The sequence below is a fragment of the Clostridium sp. genome, from assembly GCF_032576335.1.
Taxonomy (GTDB): Bacteria; Bacillota; Clostridia; order Oscillospirales; family Acutalibacteraceae; genus Faecalispora.
The window spans coordinates 1-14,988 of record NZ_JAWFXC010000003.1; the positions used below are offsets into that span (position 1 = coordinate 1).

16 protein-coding genes and 1 riboswitch are annotated in these 14,988 nt (G+C 44.0%); of the genes, 6 read left to right on the forward strand and 10 right to left on the reverse strand.

Annotation, left to right across the window (positions count from 1 at the left end; translation table 11 throughout):
• Positions 1-220 precede the first annotated feature (220 nt).
• Positions 221-370, forward strand: coding sequence for a helix-turn-helix transcriptional regulator (locus E7L17_RS03915; protein ID WP_316321958.1), 150 nt, complete (start codon positions 221-223; stop codon positions 368-370).
• A gap of 439 nt (positions 371-809) precedes the next feature.
• Positions 810-1,742, forward strand: coding sequence for a cysteine synthase A (gene cysK, locus E7L17_RS03920; RefSeq protein WP_316321959.1), 933 nt, complete (start codon positions 810-812; stop codon positions 1,740-1,742).
• Positions 1,743-1,862: 120 nt separating this feature from the next.
• Here cysK and crcB read toward each other — a convergent pair whose 3' ends face one another.
• The 3 genes from crcB to E7L17_RS03935 form a co-directional block, all read right to left on the reverse strand.
• The gene (gene crcB, locus E7L17_RS03925) at positions 1,863-2,234 is read right to left on the reverse strand and encodes a fluoride efflux transporter CrcB (RefSeq protein WP_316321960.1); all 372 of its coding nucleotides are present in this window, start codon (positions 2,232-2,234) and stop codon (positions 1,863-1,865) included.
• Positions 2,231-2,668, reverse strand: a complete 438-nt coding sequence (locus E7L17_RS03930; protein WP_316321961.1) for a CrcB family protein — start codon at positions 2,666-2,668, stop codon at positions 2,231-2,233. The genes crcB and E7L17_RS03930 overlap by 4 nt, the downstream gene beginning before the upstream one ends.
• 98 nt (positions 2,669-2,766) lie before the next feature.
• A riboswitch (Fluoride riboswitch) is annotated at positions 2,767-2,838 on the reverse strand.
• Positions 2,839-2,990: 152 nt separating this feature from the next.
• The gene (locus E7L17_RS03935) at positions 2,991-3,434 is read right to left on the reverse strand and encodes a MarR family transcriptional regulator (RefSeq protein ID WP_316321962.1); all 444 of its coding nucleotides are present in this window, start codon (positions 3,432-3,434) and stop codon (positions 2,991-2,993) included.
• Positions 3,435-3,571: 137 nt separating this feature from the next.
• Between E7L17_RS03935 and E7L17_RS03940 the strand changes: the two genes are divergently transcribed.
• The gene (locus E7L17_RS03940) at positions 3,572-4,045 is read left to right on the forward strand and encodes a glutathione peroxidase (RefSeq protein ID WP_316321963.1); all 474 of its coding nucleotides are present in this window, start codon (positions 3,572-3,574) and stop codon (positions 4,043-4,045) included.
• A gap of 92 nt (positions 4,046-4,137) precedes the next feature.
• Here E7L17_RS03940 and E7L17_RS03945 read toward each other — a convergent pair whose 3' ends face one another.
• The 3 genes from E7L17_RS03945 to E7L17_RS03955 all read right to left on the reverse strand — a co-directional run bounded on the left by E7L17_RS03945 (position 4,138) and on the right by E7L17_RS03955 (position 6,862).
• The gene (locus tag E7L17_RS03945; RefSeq protein ID WP_316321964.1) at positions 4,138-5,061 is read right to left on the reverse strand and encodes a LysR family transcriptional regulator; all 924 of its coding nucleotides are present in this window, start codon (positions 5,059-5,061) and stop codon (positions 4,138-4,140) included.
• Positions 5,062-5,202: 141 nt separating this feature from the next.
• A complete protein-coding gene (locus E7L17_RS03950; RefSeq protein ID WP_316321965.1) occupies positions 5,203-6,636 on the reverse strand; it encodes an NAD(P)/FAD-dependent oxidoreductase in 1,434 nt (477 codons plus the stop codon).
• Between the two features lie 103 nt (positions 6,637-6,739).
• Positions 6,740-6,862, reverse strand: a complete 123-nt coding sequence (locus E7L17_RS03955) for a hypothetical protein (protein WP_278335040.1) — start codon at positions 6,860-6,862, stop codon at positions 6,740-6,742.
• Between the two features lie 186 nt (positions 6,863-7,048).
• Here E7L17_RS03955 and E7L17_RS03960 point away from each other — a divergent pair, with 186 nt between their 5' ends.
• Complete coding sequence (locus E7L17_RS03960; RefSeq protein ID WP_316321966.1) at positions 7,049-8,155, forward strand: LCP family protein; 1,107 nt, start codon at positions 7,049-7,051, stop codon at positions 8,153-8,155.
• A gap of 57 nt (positions 8,156-8,212) precedes the next feature.
• Here E7L17_RS03960 and E7L17_RS03965 read toward each other — a convergent pair whose 3' ends face one another.
• Positions 8,213-8,971, reverse strand: a complete 759-nt coding sequence (locus tag E7L17_RS03965; protein WP_316321967.1) for a tRNA threonylcarbamoyladenosine dehydratase — start codon at positions 8,969-8,971, stop codon at positions 8,213-8,215.
• A 217-nt stretch (positions 8,972-9,188) separates the two neighbouring features.
• Positions 9,189-9,482 carry a DUF1294 domain-containing protein gene (locus E7L17_RS03970; RefSeq protein ID WP_316321968.1) on the reverse strand — a complete coding sequence of 98 codons (294 nt, stop codon included), beginning with the start codon at positions 9,480-9,482 and terminating at the stop codon, positions 9,189-9,191.
• Between the two features lie 170 nt (positions 9,483-9,652).
• Between E7L17_RS03970 and E7L17_RS03975 the strand changes: the two genes are divergently transcribed.
• Positions 9,653-10,954: a glycoside hydrolase family 10 protein gene (locus E7L17_RS03975; protein ID WP_316321969.1), complete on the forward strand. Its 1,302-nt coding sequence runs from the start codon at positions 9,653-9,655 to the stop codon at positions 10,952-10,954.
• A gap of 35 nt (positions 10,955-10,989) precedes the next feature.
• Here E7L17_RS03975 and mtaB read toward each other — a convergent pair whose 3' ends face one another.
• Positions 10,990-12,276 carry a tRNA (N(6)-L-threonylcarbamoyladenosine(37)-C(2))-methylthiotransferase MtaB gene (gene mtaB, locus E7L17_RS03980; RefSeq protein ID WP_316321970.1) on the reverse strand — a complete coding sequence of 429 codons (1,287 nt, stop codon included), beginning with the start codon at positions 12,274-12,276 and terminating at the stop codon, positions 10,990-10,992.
• 238 nt (positions 12,277-12,514) lie between these two features.
• Here mtaB and E7L17_RS03985 point away from each other — a divergent pair, with 238 nt between their 5' ends.
• Positions 12,515-12,751 (forward strand): HPr family phosphocarrier protein, encoded by a 237-nt coding sequence (locus E7L17_RS03985; protein WP_085833122.1) that lies wholly within the window; start codon positions 12,515-12,517, stop codon positions 12,749-12,751.
• Positions 12,752-12,806: 55 nt separating this feature from the next.
• Here the strand turns inward: E7L17_RS03985 and abc-f are convergent, their stop codons facing one another.
• Positions 12,807-14,726, reverse strand: coding sequence for a ribosomal protection-like ABC-F family protein (abc-f, locus tag E7L17_RS03990; protein WP_316321971.1), 1,920 nt, complete (start codon positions 14,724-14,726; stop codon positions 12,807-12,809).
• Between the last annotated feature and the right edge of the window lie 262 nt (positions 14,727-14,988).

Consider the following 14,988-nt stretch of genomic DNA (forward strand, 5'->3'; position numbering starts at 1 on the left):
CAAGTGTCAGACCGTAATATGCCCTTGCAAGGGCGGCCAGTAATGGAGCCTTATAGGCGACTAAGAAAAACCGCCGGCTTAGCCGGCGGATATTTATTTCTCGATTAGCTAACATTATTATTCTTATCTAAGTTAATTCTGAAAGCAGCAAAATCTGGATGAATGTGCTATAATGCCATTAAATAACTTGTTCTAAACTCTTCTATTACTGGTGATGAAAATGGCGAAATACGAACGAATTCGTGAACTGAGAGAAGATGCAGATTTAACGCAGGAGAAAATCGGCAAACTGATTCAAGTACCCCAGCGCAGCTATGCCTACTATGAAAGCGGCCAGCGAATGGTGCCGCCGCACGTTCTATGTGCTTGACAGATTTTTATGGTGTGAGTGTGGATTATATTCTGGGGCGTACCAACAAAAAAGAAACCAATCGATAGCAAGAAAAGAGAGAGTCCGAGCATTCTTTACTCGGACTCTCTCTTTAAAATGAAACCCTGCCTAATCATATGAAAAAGGCTGTTGTTTTGTATTAATACAGGTGTATAATGAGGTGCTGTTATTAGGCGGAAGGATATGACTTCTCCACCATATCGCCGATTTATGCCATATTTCGTTCAGCTAACTCAAGAGAAGAATTACAAAAAAATAATATCATTTTTAGAATAATAGAAAAGATATCATAATCTCTATAAAAAAATAAAAAATATATGTAATTATGGATTGACATTTTTGAAAAACCGCAGTATTATAGTAGCAACAGTAAAACATATATAGCATATATGATTAAATAACATTGGGAGGTAGTCTTATGGCAAAGGTTTATAAGAATCTGACTGATTTGATTGGGAAAACCCCTCTTTTAGAGCTTTCAAATTATGAAAAGAAGCATGATTTAAAGGCAACCGTAGTTGGTAAGCTGGAGTATTTTAACCCAGCAGGAAGTGTAAAAGACCGTATTGCCAAGGCGATGATTGAGGATGCAGAGGAAAAAGGTCTTTTAAAGCCCGGCTCGGTTATTATTGAGCCTACCAGCGGTAATACCGGTATTGGTCTTGCATCGGTTGCGGCTGCGCATGGCTATCGTATCATCCTTACCATGCCAGAGACCATGAGTGTAGAACGCCGTAATCTATTGAAGGCGTATGGTGCAGAGCTGGTGCTTACAGAAGGCGCAAAGGGAATGAACGGTGCAATTGCCAAAGCAGAAGAGCTTGCAGCAGAGATTGCAAATTCCTTTATTCCCGGCCAGTTTGTAAATCCTGCGAACCCGCAGATTCACAAAACGACAACAGGTCCCGAAATTTGGGATGATACAGAAGGGAAAGTAGATATTTTTGTGGCAGGTGTAGGTACCGGTGGTACTCTTACCGGTGTTGGCGAATACCTAAAATCACAGAACCCCAATGTATCTATTGTTGCCGTAGAGCCAGATGGCTCCCCCGTATTGTCTGAGGGTAAATCCGGTTCTCATAAAATTCAGGGGATTGGTGCCGGCTTTGTGCCGAAGGTGCTAAATACCTCTGTTTACGATGAAATCATTCGTGTAAAAAATGAGGATGCATTTGCAGTAGGCAAAGAGCTTTCAAAAACAGAGGGCCTTTTGGTAGGTATTTCTTCTGGCGCCGCCATTTGGGCTGCTACCGAGCTTGCAAAACGCCCGGAAAACGCTGGCAAGGTAATTGTAGCCGTTCTGCCAGATACCGGTGAGCGTTATCTCTCCACACCTCTTTTTTCTGAATAATAAGAGTAAAATATCTCATTATGTACTTCTTAACCCCATTACAAAGCACCCCCAACGGATACCGTTGGGGGTGCTTTGTTCTTCTCTTAAAAATGAAAGGGGCTCTACTAAAAACCTCGATTATGAATAGAACGTGGGCGAAAATGCCTTCGTAGCAGCAAAGCCAATCAAATATGCGGCAACGCCCAAAACCAATGAGCCAACAAGGTAAAATAAGGCGTAAGAGTTCTTTTGCTCTAATTGCTGGTACCCTTCATAAGCAAATGTGGAAAAGGTGGTGTAAGCGCCCAAAAAACCATCCCCAAGCAGAAGATAGGCAGAATGTGACGGCTGAAATGCCGTAAGCACTCCGAGCAAAAAAGCACCGGAAAGATTAATGATAAATGTATTTAGCGGGAATTTTGTTGCACTCTTCTTTAAAAGAAACTGTCCCAAACGGTATCGGCATAGCCCGCCGCAAATTCCACCAATGGCAACAAGAGTTAAATTCATTTGCAATCACTCTCCTGTTCTTTTTCCGCCGCTGTATGCGGATATTTCATGACCCAAATTCCCAATGTGCGGGCGGCCTTTGTACCTAAGTACACAGCCCCTAAGCCCAGCAATAAGCTTGCAGAGAGGTAACAAAAAGCGGTGAGGTATTTTGCGGCAAATAGGAGGGAGGAGGCTTCCTTACACAAGGTGGAGAATGTGGTGTAGGCACCCATTAGCCCGGTGGTGAGGCCAAGGCGAATGTCGGGATCAAACTCTCGTACCTCAGACCAAACAGTTAAAATAAAAGCGATAAGGAATGCGCCGGAAAGATTGATAATGAGAGTATTGAGCGGAAAAAAACCTTGGTAACCCCCTATTGTTATGCTTTCGAGTTGATACCTTGTAACGGCGCCCAGAGCACTGCCGCAGGTTAAATAAAGAATCTTTTTCATTTTATAATCCTCCAGATAAATCTATTTTGAATCATGATATTGAAGCGCTTTTACGGTGCAGATTATTTTAAAGAATGCAAAAAAAGCTGACAACTCTGCAAATAGCAGAAGTCATCAGCCTAATAGCGGTTTCGGGGTTACCGAGGGAGAACTTCATTCCCAGAATCTTATATGGTGTGATTAGAAGCAGAACCCTAAAGACATAATAGAATCAGAATGTTTTTCGAGGGCTTACCTTTCTCACATTTGGTACTACACAGTAGAATAACACGGTTTTGTTTGAATTTCAACCAGTTCTCAAGTCTTATAAAAATAAAACATATTAGCATTCTTCGGCAAGGTCACTCATGAAGGAATGCAGGGCTTGAAGTAAGGGCGCCAGTTTTTCTGGAGAAAGGCCGGTGGAGCAGACCATATTCTCTGGTATTGTGGCGGCCTGTATTTTCAAAGAGCGGCCAATTTCAGTAAGGCGAATACGCACGCTTCGCTCATCATCGGTACTTCGGATCCGTTCAATATACGAAAGAGACTCCAACTTTTTTAGCAGGGGTGTTAACGTGCCAGAATCAAGCGTTAGCTGGCTACCTAGCTCTTTTACAGATACATCGTCTTTCTCCCAAAGCGCCAACATGGTAATATAACCGGTGTAGGTTAAGTGCAAGGGTTCTAAAAAAGGCTTATATTTGCGAATAATTTCTTTAGAGCTAACATAGAGCGCAAAGCAAAGCTGGTTTTCCAGCTTTAGAATTTCATCTGTATTTTTCATAGGTTTCACCTCTATATACATAGTACAATTAAATAGTATCAAATTTAATTGCTTTGGTCAAGAAAAAACACTTGACATTTTAATTTAATTGTATAAAATTAAATTTAGAACAATTTAAATAAAAGGAGATTTTAAAAATGAAAATCTACGATTATAATATGCTTGATATGAATAAACAACCGGTATCACTATCTCAGTATAAAGGTAAGGTATTGCTCATAGTAAATACTGCAACTGGGTGCGGTTTTACCCCGCAATATGAAGGGCTTGAAAACCTGTACCAGAAGTACCGTGACCGCGGGTTTGAGGTTCTCGATTTTCCCTGCAATCAGTTTGGCAATCAGGCACCGGGTACGGAACAAGAAATTCACAGTTTCTGTCAGTTAAAGTATGATGTAACGTTTCCCCAATTTGCTAAAATTGAAGTAAACGGCCCCAATGAATCACCGCTTTACACCTATTTAAAGAGCCAGCAAAAGGGTGTTTTAAGTTCGAATATTAAATGGAACTTTACAAAGTTTTTAGTAGACAAAAATGGGAATGTCGTTGCCCGCTTTGCACCTACGGATAAGCCAGAAAAGCTGGAAGCCGATATAGAGAAGTTACTCTGATAATAGAGTTATTATTGAAGATTTAAAAATAAAATTGGGGCGCTGTGCAGATTAAGACTGCCAGCGCCCGTTTGTTATTAAATATGGAATTATCATTCTTCCAGTGTAAGTCCATAGCTGTCTATAATAGCACGAAGTTCTTCAACGTAAGAGAGTGCCTGTTTGCTCAGCTGTATTTGCCGGTTTGAGATCCAGCCAACTTGAATTTGATCATCTACAATCAGTGGCACGGAAGTGATGTTGTCTCCATTTAAATCAGCACTTACAATTCCGGTGGAAATGGTGTAACCGTCAAGACCTATCATCAGGTTAAAAATAGTTGCACGGTCACTCACATGAATGCTTTTTTTATGAAAGACTGTGCTTAGTATTTCTTCTGAAAAATAAAAGGAATTAAAATCGCCCTGCTCGTAAGACAAATAAGGGTATTCTTCCAAATCCTCCAAAGTAACGCATTCTCGCTTTGCCAATGGATTATTGGAGCTGATGAAAATATGAGGTTTGGCCGTAAAGAGGGGGTGGAATTCCAAATGATTTTCTTTTAATAATTTATCAATTACCTTTTGATTAAATGGATTGCGGTATAAAATACCAATCTCACTGCGCAGAGTTTTCACGTCTTCAATAATTTCATAGGTTCTAGTTTCGCGCAGTGTAAATTCGTACTCTTCCGCACCGCTTTTTTCAATCATATTCACAAATGCATTGACTGCAAACGCGTAGTGCTGAGTAGAGATAGAGCATAATTGCCGGGAAGGCTTTTTATTTATATATCGCTGCTCTAACAGGCTTGCCTGCTCAATTACTTGGCGGGCGTAGCCGAGGAACTCCGCTCCGTCAGAGGTGAGTGTAATGCCCTTTGGGGTACGCAGAAAAAGCTCAATCCCCATTGCCGACTCTAGCTCTTTCACTGCGTTAGAGAGGCTGGGTTGAGTAATATACAACTTTTTTGCAGCTTCGTTAATCGAACCGCAATTAACGATTTCAATAATGTATTTTAACTGTTGCAGTGTCATGATTCATTCCTCCGCACGGCGTAGTTTGAAACGATTCAAATTATCATAAAATCATTATAACCGATGCAAGTGCGCAGGGCAACGCCACAGCAAAATAAAACTCCCCTTTTACAGTAGCTTACCGTAGAAGGGGAGTATGGTTTATTTCGATTCTTTCATGCTTTTGGCAATATTTCTTGCTACCACCACGCCAGTTACAGAGGCCTGCATCAGCCCTCGGGTAATGCCGGCGCCGTCACCGATGGCATAAAGATTTTCCACAGAGGTTTCAAATGTGTTTTTCACCTTTACCTTGGAGGAGTAAAATTTCACTTCCACACCATATAGCAGGGTGTTTTTAGAGTAGAGACCAGGTGCTATCTTGTCAAACGCACGAAGTCCTTCCACTACACTAGTTAGGTGACGGTGGGGAAGAACAAATGATAAATCTCCCGGTACTGCGTTTTTAAGAGTGGGAACGGTAGTAGAGCGCTTGAGCCGAGAAAGGTCTGTTCGGCGTCCCATCAAAAGGTCACCCAAACGCTGCACCATAATACCGCCGCCAGTCAGCATGTTGCCAAGCTGGGCAATGTAGCGCCCGTATTCAATTGGCTGGTTAAAGGGCTCCGTAAAGTTGGTGGAAACGAGTAGCGCAAAGTTTGTATTATCCGTATGGCGGCCTTCGTCCGCATAGCTGTGTCCGTTTACTACTGCAATGCCTTTGCCTCCAACACCGCCCTCGTAATGCTCTTCACTTACGATTCCGCCCGGATTCATGCAGAAGGTGCGAACCTTACTCTCGAAGGTATCGGAGTAATACACGAGCTTCGCTTCATACAGGTGCTTTGTGAGAGGATCCATCACAGCGTTTGGCACCTCAACGCGAACACCGATGTCTACTGCATTGTTGGTGGTTGAAATACCATTCTCGGCAGCTACACGGCTCAGCCAGTCTGCACCACCGCGGCCGGGGGCAAGAACAATGTAAGGTGCAGTCAGGCATTTACGTTCCCCTTGCTTATTTACCGCCCACACACCAGTGGCTTTGCCATTCTCATTTTGAATAGATTCTGCGGTTGTATATTCTAAAAAGGTAAAGTTCTCTTTTGCATTTAAGTAGTCGTACATGCCGCGAAGTACATCAAAAGAATATTCCGTTCCCATATGGCGAACGGGACACGGCACCAGCTGAATATTATGCTTTTTCGCATCATAAGCAATTTTATCTGCAAATTTATCACTCAGGCCGTAAACCGTTTCGGGTGCGCCAAAGCCTAAGTAAATATCGTCTGCATAATGAATTAAATTGGTTACTTCCTCACGCGGTAGGTAATCGGTTACATTTCCTCCCACTTCGTAGGAGAGGGAAAGCTTGCCGTCTGAAAAAGCTCCAGCGCCCGCCCAACCATTCATAATATGGCAAGGATTACAGTGTGCGCAGATTCCTTTTGTCCTGGCGGGACAGGTTCGGCGAGCAATGGTGCTGCCGCTGTCTATCATTAAAACTTTTGCCTGCGGAGCCGTCTTTTCCAACTCCAACGCAGCAAAGATTCCTGCAGGGCCAGCCCCTACAATAATTACATCATACTCAAACATGGTTGAACCTCCTAAAAACGAAATTACACAGCAAAATAAACCTGCAGGAAGCCTCCGGCAGGTTAACACAAGGCGACTGACACCAAACGTATTTTATTCTGGTTTACAGGTAAAATACAATGGAAAGAACAGAGCCGCCAATCAGTAGGGCACAAACGAGTGCGACAATTCGCACCCAAAGAGCATGGTTGCTTGCGTTCGTCTTTTTTTGCTTTATTTGCGGCATACGTTCCCCCTCCATTCTGAAACCTGTTCTATTATACCTAAAAATGGTGGAAGATATGTTACCTAGCTGTAAACAAATGATAAGAAAGGGAAGAAAGATACAGTGTTTTAACCAACCTTGACAAGCGTATCTATTTGCAATAGAATGGTTTTTGTCACATGGAACGTGCAGAATAAGGAGAAAAATATGGCAAGAAGAGAAGATGACCGCCGTGGTCGCAGCGAAAGCCGAAGACCAAGCGGAGAAATAGACCGTTATAATTATGTAGAACGCGACATTTACAGTAATAGCGGGCGCAATGCTCCTAGATCTTCCGGTACGGTAAGAAAAACATCTTCGAAACGCCGCGCACCGAAGAAGAAAAAAGGAAAAATGGTTGTTGGTATTTTACTGGCAGTGGTGATTCTTTTTTGTGCAGCGGTTTTTGCATACGCTTCGTCTTTGCTCTCTCAAATAAAAAGAGATAATACGGATACAAAAAGCTATGTTCAGCAGCCCTCCGCCGCACCTCAGTGGGGAGTTATCTCGGACAAAGGGGTAACCAATATTTTACTGATTGGTACCGACCGAGTGGAAGATGGTTTGCAGCGGTCTGACACGATGATGCTGGTTTCGTTAGATAATAAGACAAAAAAAGTAAAGCTTACTTCTTTTTTACGTGATTTATACGTAGAAATACCTACCGTTGGAAAAACAAAGCTGAATGCTTCCTTTAGCAACGGTGGCGCCGCATTGACAATGCAAACAATTGAAAATAACTTTCGTATTGATGTTGATAAATTTGTTACCATTGATGTAGACAGTTTTGCTGAGATAATTGATAAAATGGGTGGAATTGAGGTCAACGTCAGCAAGGCAGAGGCTAAAGAAATGAACCGGGTAATGGATGCCCAGATGACTGCCGGCCGCAACCATATGCGTGGAACCTTAGCACTGTATTATGCCCGAATTCGAAGAATCGACAGTGATTTTGGGCGCACTAGTCGCCAACGGCAGGTAATTAGTTGTATGATAGACAAGCTCAAATCGAAAAACCCCATTGAACTATCCTCTTTACTGCACGATTATATGGGTTACGTTACCACGAATCTGACAGATGGTGAAATGCTGAGCCTCGCAGCAAATGCAGTGAATATTATGAATTACCCGATGGAAACACTTCACATGCCAGACGCCGGATTGTATGAAAATGAGCGTATTTCAGGTGTTGGGGATGTACTAAACCCCGACTTAGAGGCGAACTGTAAGGTGCTTCGTGAATTTATTTATGGAACAGATTCTTCTAAAAAATAGTATTCACCAGTGTAAAATAAAAAGGAGCCATTCCGAAAAAAACGGAATGGCTCCTTTTTATTTTACACGTATCAAATCTTTTACCACTTCACCAGCCAATATAAGCCCAGCAACGGAAGGAACAAAGGAGATACTGCCCGGTACCTGGCGGCGGATGGTGCATTTGCGTTTGGTATCTGGTGGGCAAATGCAATTATGCTTACAGCTGTTTGCGTCGTCATCAATGGGGGTAAGGGCTGGCTCCTTTGAATAAACCACCTTTAAGGAATCAATTCCACGCTTTCTCAGCTCACTGCGCATCACTCGTGCCAGAGGGCAAACAGAGGTTTTGTAAATATCCTCAACTTCAAAGCGAGTGGGGTCGAGCTTATTTCCAGCGCCCATACAGCTAATAATCGGCACATTCGCTGCCTTGGCACGCTCTATTAAAATCAGTTTGGAGGAGATAGTATCAATGGCGTCTATTAGGTAATCGTACCCGGTAAAATCAAACTGGTCGGCGTTCTCCGCGCCGTAAAAAACCTCATGAAGCTCAACCTGTGCTTTTGGGTTAATATCGAGTATCCGCTCTGCCATTACCTCAACCTTTTTTTTGCCTACGGTTTTGCGGGTGGCGATGATTTGACGATTAATGTTCGTCAGGCAGATTCGGTCGTCGTCAAACAGCGCAAAACTTCCTACACCCGAGCGAGCCAACGCTTCTGCGGAAAAACCGCCAACTCCTCCTACTCCAAAAATAGCAACCTTTGCGTTTTGCAGGCTCTGCATGGCCTCTTTCCCCAATAGGAGCTGTGTTCTTGAAAATTCGTTGAGCATTCCTGATTCCCTTTCCTGTTTACCGCTGTCAATGCGGTGTTAGTTTCTATCTTGTGTATGAAAGCTTCCCGTTTTGCAGCAGAGAATGCTGCCAATTGAGCAGTTGCCCACAATTTACCTTTGAGACCCGGTAGGGGAGTATGGTAGCATAACAGGAGCCTTTGCAATTTAAGAATACTGCACTATTATACTGCGTATTTCTTTTGTGGTAAATACCTTAGTGATTTATCCGGTAGAGTAGCGCTACGATAATTAGTTGTGCAAGTAGCAAAAGCGGTAGCCCGAGCATGAAGCGCTTGTGTTGGGTTTTATGCCGTATAATATGCATGGTAACCAGCATCGCCGGTACACCCCCAAGAATTGCCAAAGTAAATAAATTCTTTTCAGGCACCCGCCGCCCATGCGCGCGGGCTTGTTTTTTATCGTACACGGTAACAGCGGCGGCTAACAGGTTAATAACACCAAGGTACAGCACGATACCCACTATGTTTGAAAAGATAAGTTGAAACATACACAAAGCTCTCTTTCTTGTCCATTTTTTGCTGAAATGAAAGCGGACAGGTCTTTTTTGCATAAGAACCGCATTATAAATAGAAGGAACGGTACCCGGGACAGGTATATAGAATCACGTATAACAAATTCATGTAATGTGAACTGACTTTTAAAAAGGAGGATTGTAAAATGAAAAACGAGCGAATATGGCAAAGCTATGTGCCAAGCGTTTTCGCAGTAGCCTTGTTAATTGTCTCCGTTCTTCTTACCATGGCGGTGCAGGGAGGGCCTCCTACTGAGAAGCCGATTGGTGTAGGATCTACACCTACCGTGTCATCGCAGGCTTCCTCTGAGGACAACTCTCAGGCAAGCTCCAGTTCTGCCGCTGCTCCCACTAGTACCGCACCAAAAGATGAGATGCGAGCGGTGTGGGTGCCTTATATGAGCCTTGCCATGAGCTCGCAAGCCGACCAAAGTCAGGCAGCTTTTCAAAAGAAGTTTGATGCTATTGTTGCGAATGCAAAAAGTAAGGGGATGAATACATTGATTGTACATGTGCGGCCCTTTGGGGATGCACTGTACCAATCCAATTATTTTCCATGGTCGCATATTTTAACTGGGACGCAGGGTGTAAACCCAGGTTACGACCCGCTTGCCTATATGGTTCAGGCCACTCACAAATCGGGCATGAAAATCCACGCTTGGGTGAACCCACTTCGCATTCGTACGAACAATACACCCACGGTGCTTGCACAGAGCAACCCTTACCATAAATGGAGTTTACAAAAGCTTTCCGGGCGAACAGTTACGCTCGACAGCGGCTCTTATTATAATCCCGCATATCCAGAGGTATTAAAGCTAATCACCGACGGCGTAGGTGAAATTGTAAAGAAATACGATGTGGACGGCATCCAGTTCGACGACTATTTTTACCCCACGGAGAGCAGTGTGTTCGATACCGGCTCTTACGGTGCATACTTAGCCGAAGCAAAGAAGAGTGGCTCTGCTATGGAGCTGCTGGAGTGGCGGCGAGCAAATATAAATAAGATGGTTTCGATGGCATACCGTGAAATTAAAAGCATTAAGCCCAATGTTTTGTTTGGTATTTCCCCGCAAGGGAATGTTCAAAATGACATGCGAATGGGGGCGGACGTTGTGTCGTGGGCTTCTACCACCGGTTATGTGGATTACATATGCCCGCAGCTCTATGTTAATTTTGAGAACCCCATTCTTCCGTTTGACCAAGGGGCAAAGCAGTGGCGGCAAATGGTTACCGCAAAAGGAGTTCAGCTCTACTTTGGCCTTGCAGTGTACAAAGCCGGTACGGATGTGGATGAGGGAACCTGGAAAAAATCCAGCGACATTCTGCAGAAGCAGGTAGAGCTTGGCAGACAAATTGGTTCTGGAGGCTTTATGTTCTATGCGTATGACCAGTTAGATGCAGAGCATAGCCGTGAAGAGGTAAAAAACGTAATTAAGCTGCTGAACTAAGCGAAATAATATGAAATTTGCTTTTAAATTCAGTACTATATAAGCTCCGCAGTACAACCGTCTTTGCTGGCGGTTTGAATGCGAACCGCCAAAATATTGCCTTGCAGCGGATGTTCCGATTTTACGGTTACGGGGGTATAATTTTCCGTATATCCCTCATATACTCCAGAGGCACATTCACGCTCGAATAAAACATTGGCGGTTAGCCCAATTTGACGTTCAAAAAACTCCAGCATGGTTTTCTGTGTAACCTCAATCATAGCTTTGCTGCGGCGGTCTTTTATCTCTTTTGTGAGTTGATCCGGTGCAGAATAGGCAACCGTGCCTGGGCGGCGGGAGTATGCAAATACATGAACCTTTGCAAAGCCGATTTCCTTCGCAAACGCAAGGGATTCGGCAAACTCCTCTTCCGTTTCACCGGCAAAACCCACCATAATGTCTGTTGTGATGGCGGGATTTTCAAAAGCTAGACGCAGGTTTTGAACAATCTCACGGTACTCTGCCGTATTATAGTGACGGTTCATTCGGCGCAGAGTAGCGTCGCAGCCGCTTTGCAGAGAAAGGTGAAACTGCGGACAAAACTTTTTTTGAGTGGCCAACCGTTGAATCACCGGCTGGCTAAGCTGTTCCGGCTCAAGTGAGCCAAGGCGCACCCGTTCAATACCCGGTGTACGGCAGGCTGCCTCCACTGCATCGCAAAGGTGTAGGTCAAGCTCCTGCCCATATGCAGAAAGGTTAATTCCAGTCAGCACAACCTCGCGGAAGCTCTTATCAGCCAGTAACCGAAGCTCTTTCTCTAAATCTTCCAATGGTTTGGAACGTACCCGCCCTCTTGCATAAGGAATAATACAATAGGAGCAGAAGCGGTTGCATCCATCTTGTATTTTAATAAAAGCGCGGGTGCGCTCTTGAAAATCTTCAATTTGCATGGGCTCAAATTCTCCCTTGCGCTCATGGGGAACAATGTCTATAATTCTTTGGCGCGTTGAGAGATACGTTAAAATGTTGGGCAGCAGTGAGCTGCGGTTTGAATTACCAAGAACAATGTCTGCTTCTGCTAAAGCGGTGGCTTCCTCAGGGAATGCCTGTGGCATACAGCCAGTTAGCACAATCACAGCGTCTGGATTCTGCCGACGTGCACGGTGCAGAGTTTGTCGAACTTTATGGTCACTGGTTGCGGTTACGGTGCAGGAATTAATCAGCACTACATCTGCTGAATCCCCGATGGAAGGGGAAAACCCGGCGTGCTGAAGCTGTTGCAGCATTGCCTGCGATTCATACTGATTCACCTTACAGCCGAGTGTAATCACATGTACTTTCATGGAGGATTCCTTTCTTATTGCCAAATCTGATAAAGCGTAATATGTGAAAAAGATATCTTATTCTACAAAATATTGAAGATAACTGAAGAATTGTGAAAAAAGCTCTAAAAAAGTCTAATAGAACAGAAATAACTGTTTTTTTGATATTGACCAACCGTCAACTGTACGCTATGATAGGAGCTAGATAGTTCAATGTTCAAAGCAATTCGATAGAATCGAAGAATAGGAGATATCGACTATGTATACGACCGATATTCTGTTGTCCAGCATAGAAGCAGTGAAAAAGTTTGTCTCTTTGGCAAACCGATACGACTTCCCAATTAATCTTAGAACAGACAAGTATTCAATTGATGCGAAGTCGATCATGGGAGTATTTAGTTTAGACCTGTCCAAACCGGTTACGGTTGAACTTGAAGGTCCTCAGGCAGAGCATTTTATTTCACAGCTTACTGAATTTACACCACAGAACGCATAATATAATATATTATTTGGTGTGGTCACCGAAAAAGCCCGGATTTTCCGGGCTTTTTTTACGTGTTTTCGCCGGTTTGCTCCAGTTCTTCCGACAGCTCGCTCCAAGTGGTAAATACCGTTTCCGATTCTTCTTTAAGCTTAGTGAGCTGTTCTGTGAGCTCTAACACTTTCTCGTAATCAGCTGCAATTTCAGGAGCGTGCAAGCTGTTTTGCAGTTCTTCCATTTCCTGCTCGAGCCGTTCCATTTCCTGTTCGGCACGCTTGATGGCGGCACGTGCTTTGCGAAGTTTTGCTTCCTGCTCCTTGCGCTGCTTGTAAAGGTTCTTTTGTTCTGGCTCCGGCTGTTCCTTTACCTGTTCCTTTATCGCTTCTTTTGCCCGTTCCAAATACGCATCGTAATTGCCAATGTATTCGGTTGTGCCGTCTTTATCTAAGAAATAAATCCGGTCGGCAAGCTTATTGATTAAGTAACGGTCATGCGATACAATCAGGAGAGTGCCTTCATAGTTTTGAAGCGCATTTTCCAGTGCTTCACAGGAGCCAATATCCAAATGGTTTGTCGGTTCATCCAGCAGCAAAAAATTGGCACGAGAGAGCATTAGCCGCAGTAGTAAAACACGGGCACGCTCGCCGCCGCTCAATGCTGCAATAGGTTTGAATACATCGTCGTTTTGAAAGAGGAAAATCGCAAGCGCGTTGCGAACCTCTGTCTGCGTCATGGAGGGGTATGAATCCCATATCTCGTCCATCACAGTTTTTTCTGGGTGCAAATCCTCTTGAATCTGATCGTAATAGCCTACGTCAATTCCCGCACCAAAGCGAACCTCGCCGCTGTTTGGCAGGTAGCGAGAGAGGAGTGTTTTGAGTAAAGAGGTTTTGCCGCAGCCATTTGGCCCAATTACAAAGATGCGCTCGCCGCGGTGAATCTCCATATTTACGTTGCGGAAAAGGGGAGCATCATCAAAGCAAAGGGATAAATCTGTGGCGCTTAGAACGTCGTTTCCACCTCGCTGGGAGGGCTCAAAACGGAACCGAATGCTATCTTCTACTTCGTCCGGCTTAATAAGCGTGCTTTCCAGACGTTCAATCACCTTCATTTTGCTTTCTGCCATGCGAATGTTGCGCTCGCGGTTCCATTGCCGCTGCTGTGTAACCATGCCCTCTAAGCGAGTGATTTCTTTTTTTGTATTCTCATATTTTCTTTGTGCCGTTAGGTCATTTTCCTGCTTTTGCGCTAAATAAGTTGTATAGTTGCCCTTATAGCAGGTCATGCGCCGGTTTGAAAGCTCAAAGGTGCTTCCCGTTACGCGATCCAAAAAGTAACGGTCATGTGAGATAACGAGGAATGCACCGGAATACCCCTTTAGAAAATCCTCCAGCCATTCTACGGAGTCAATATCCAAGTGGTTGGTCGGTTCATCGAGCAATAAAAGATTCGCGCCGGAAAGCAAAAGCTTTGCAAGCTGCAGTTTTGCTTTTTGCCCACCGCTTAACACACCAACCGGCATAGCGGCTTGTTCGTCGTCAAAGCCCAAACCGAGCAGTGCAGAGCGTGCTCTGGAACGGCAGGTGAGACCGCCATCCTGCATAAAACGGTCGTTTAGCAGCATTTGGCGCTCAATTAACTCGGTTTGATTTTCCGGTTTCCCCTGCAAAGCCAAATTAATTTCTTCTAGTTCCCGCTCCATTTCGAGCAAGGGTGCAAAAACGCTGAGTACCTCGGCATAAGCAGTTTGCTCTAAATTGCTGCATACGTGCTGCTCCATATAGCCAATTACCGCATCACGCGATAGGTGAATTTCTCCTCCGTCGTTCGAGAGTTCACCGGTGAGCAGCTTAAATAGAGTCGTTTTTCCCGAGCCATTCACGCCAACAAGGCCGATTCGGTCGTTTGATTGTATTTCAAAGGATACGCCGCTGAACAAATCCTCAGCGCCGAAAGCCTTTTTTAAATTACTTGTACTAAGCAAAGCCATGTTACTAAAAGCTCCTTCATAAAACGGCTATACAATAGAAAAGGCGGTCATTCACCGCCTGAAGACCGGTAATCGGCCGCCGTTTCTTTTTTCTATTATAGTGGAATTTGCAAATGAAATCAAGAAAAACACTAAACAACTGTTTTGTCTAGCGTAAACAGTAGATTTGTAGATTTTTGTGCGCTGTAAATGTTATAATAACTTCATTCAATTGCTGTAACAGATTGTAAAACGAGTAGATACTAAGGATAGAATAAAATTA

Coding starts and splice junctions, on each gene's coding strand:
- E7L17_RS03950 (WP_316321965.1), bottom strand. CDS start 6,636: ATGTTTGAGTATGATGTAATTATTGTAGGGGCTGGCCCTGCAGGAATC.
- E7L17_RS03915 (WP_316321958.1), top strand. CDS start 221: ATGGCGAAATACGAACGAATTCGTGAACTGAGAGAAGATGCAGATTTA.
- crcB (WP_316321960.1), bottom strand. CDS start 2,234: ATGAATTTAACTCTTGTTGCCATTGGTGGAATTTGCGGCGGGCTATGC.
- E7L17_RS03935 (WP_316321962.1), bottom strand. CDS start 3,434: ATGAAAAATACAGATGAAATTCTAAAGCTGGAAAACCAGCTTTGCTTT.
- E7L17_RS03965 (WP_316321967.1), bottom strand. CDS start 8,971: ATGCTCAACGAATTTTCAAGAACACAGCTCCTATTGGGGAAAGAGGCC.
- E7L17_RS03930 (WP_316321961.1), bottom strand. CDS start 2,668: ATGAAAAAGATTCTTTATTTAACCTGCGGCAGTGCTCTGGGCGCCGTT.
- E7L17_RS03970 (WP_316321968.1), bottom strand. CDS start 9,482: ATGTTTCAACTTATCTTTTCAAACATAGTGGGTATCGTGCTGTACCTT.
- E7L17_RS03955 (WP_278335040.1), bottom strand. CDS start 6,862: ATGCCGCAAATAAAGCAAAAAAAGACGAACGCAAGCAACCATGCTCTT.
- abc-f (WP_316321971.1), bottom strand. CDS start 14,726: ATGGCTTTGCTTAGTACAAGTAATTTAAAAAAGGCTTTCGGCGCTGAG.
- E7L17_RS03975 (WP_316321969.1), top strand. CDS start 9,653: ATGAAAAACGAGCGAATATGGCAAAGCTATGTGCCAAGCGTTTTCGCA.
- E7L17_RS03960 (WP_316321966.1), top strand. CDS start 7,049: ATGGCAAGAAGAGAAGATGACCGCCGTGGTCGCAGCGAAAGCCGAAGA.
- E7L17_RS03940 (WP_316321963.1), top strand. CDS start 3,572: ATGAAAATCTACGATTATAATATGCTTGATATGAATAAACAACCGGTA.
- E7L17_RS03945 (WP_316321964.1), bottom strand. CDS start 5,061: ATGACACTGCAACAGTTAAAATACATTATTGAAATCGTTAATTGCGGT.
- mtaB (WP_316321970.1), bottom strand. CDS start 12,276: ATGAAAGTACATGTGATTACACTCGGCTGTAAGGTGAATCAGTATGAA.
- E7L17_RS03985 (WP_085833122.1), top strand. CDS start 12,515: ATGTATACGACCGATATTCTGTTGTCCAGCATAGAAGCAGTGAAAAAG.
- cysK (WP_316321959.1), top strand. CDS start 810: ATGGCAAAGGTTTATAAGAATCTGACTGATTTGATTGGGAAAACCCCT.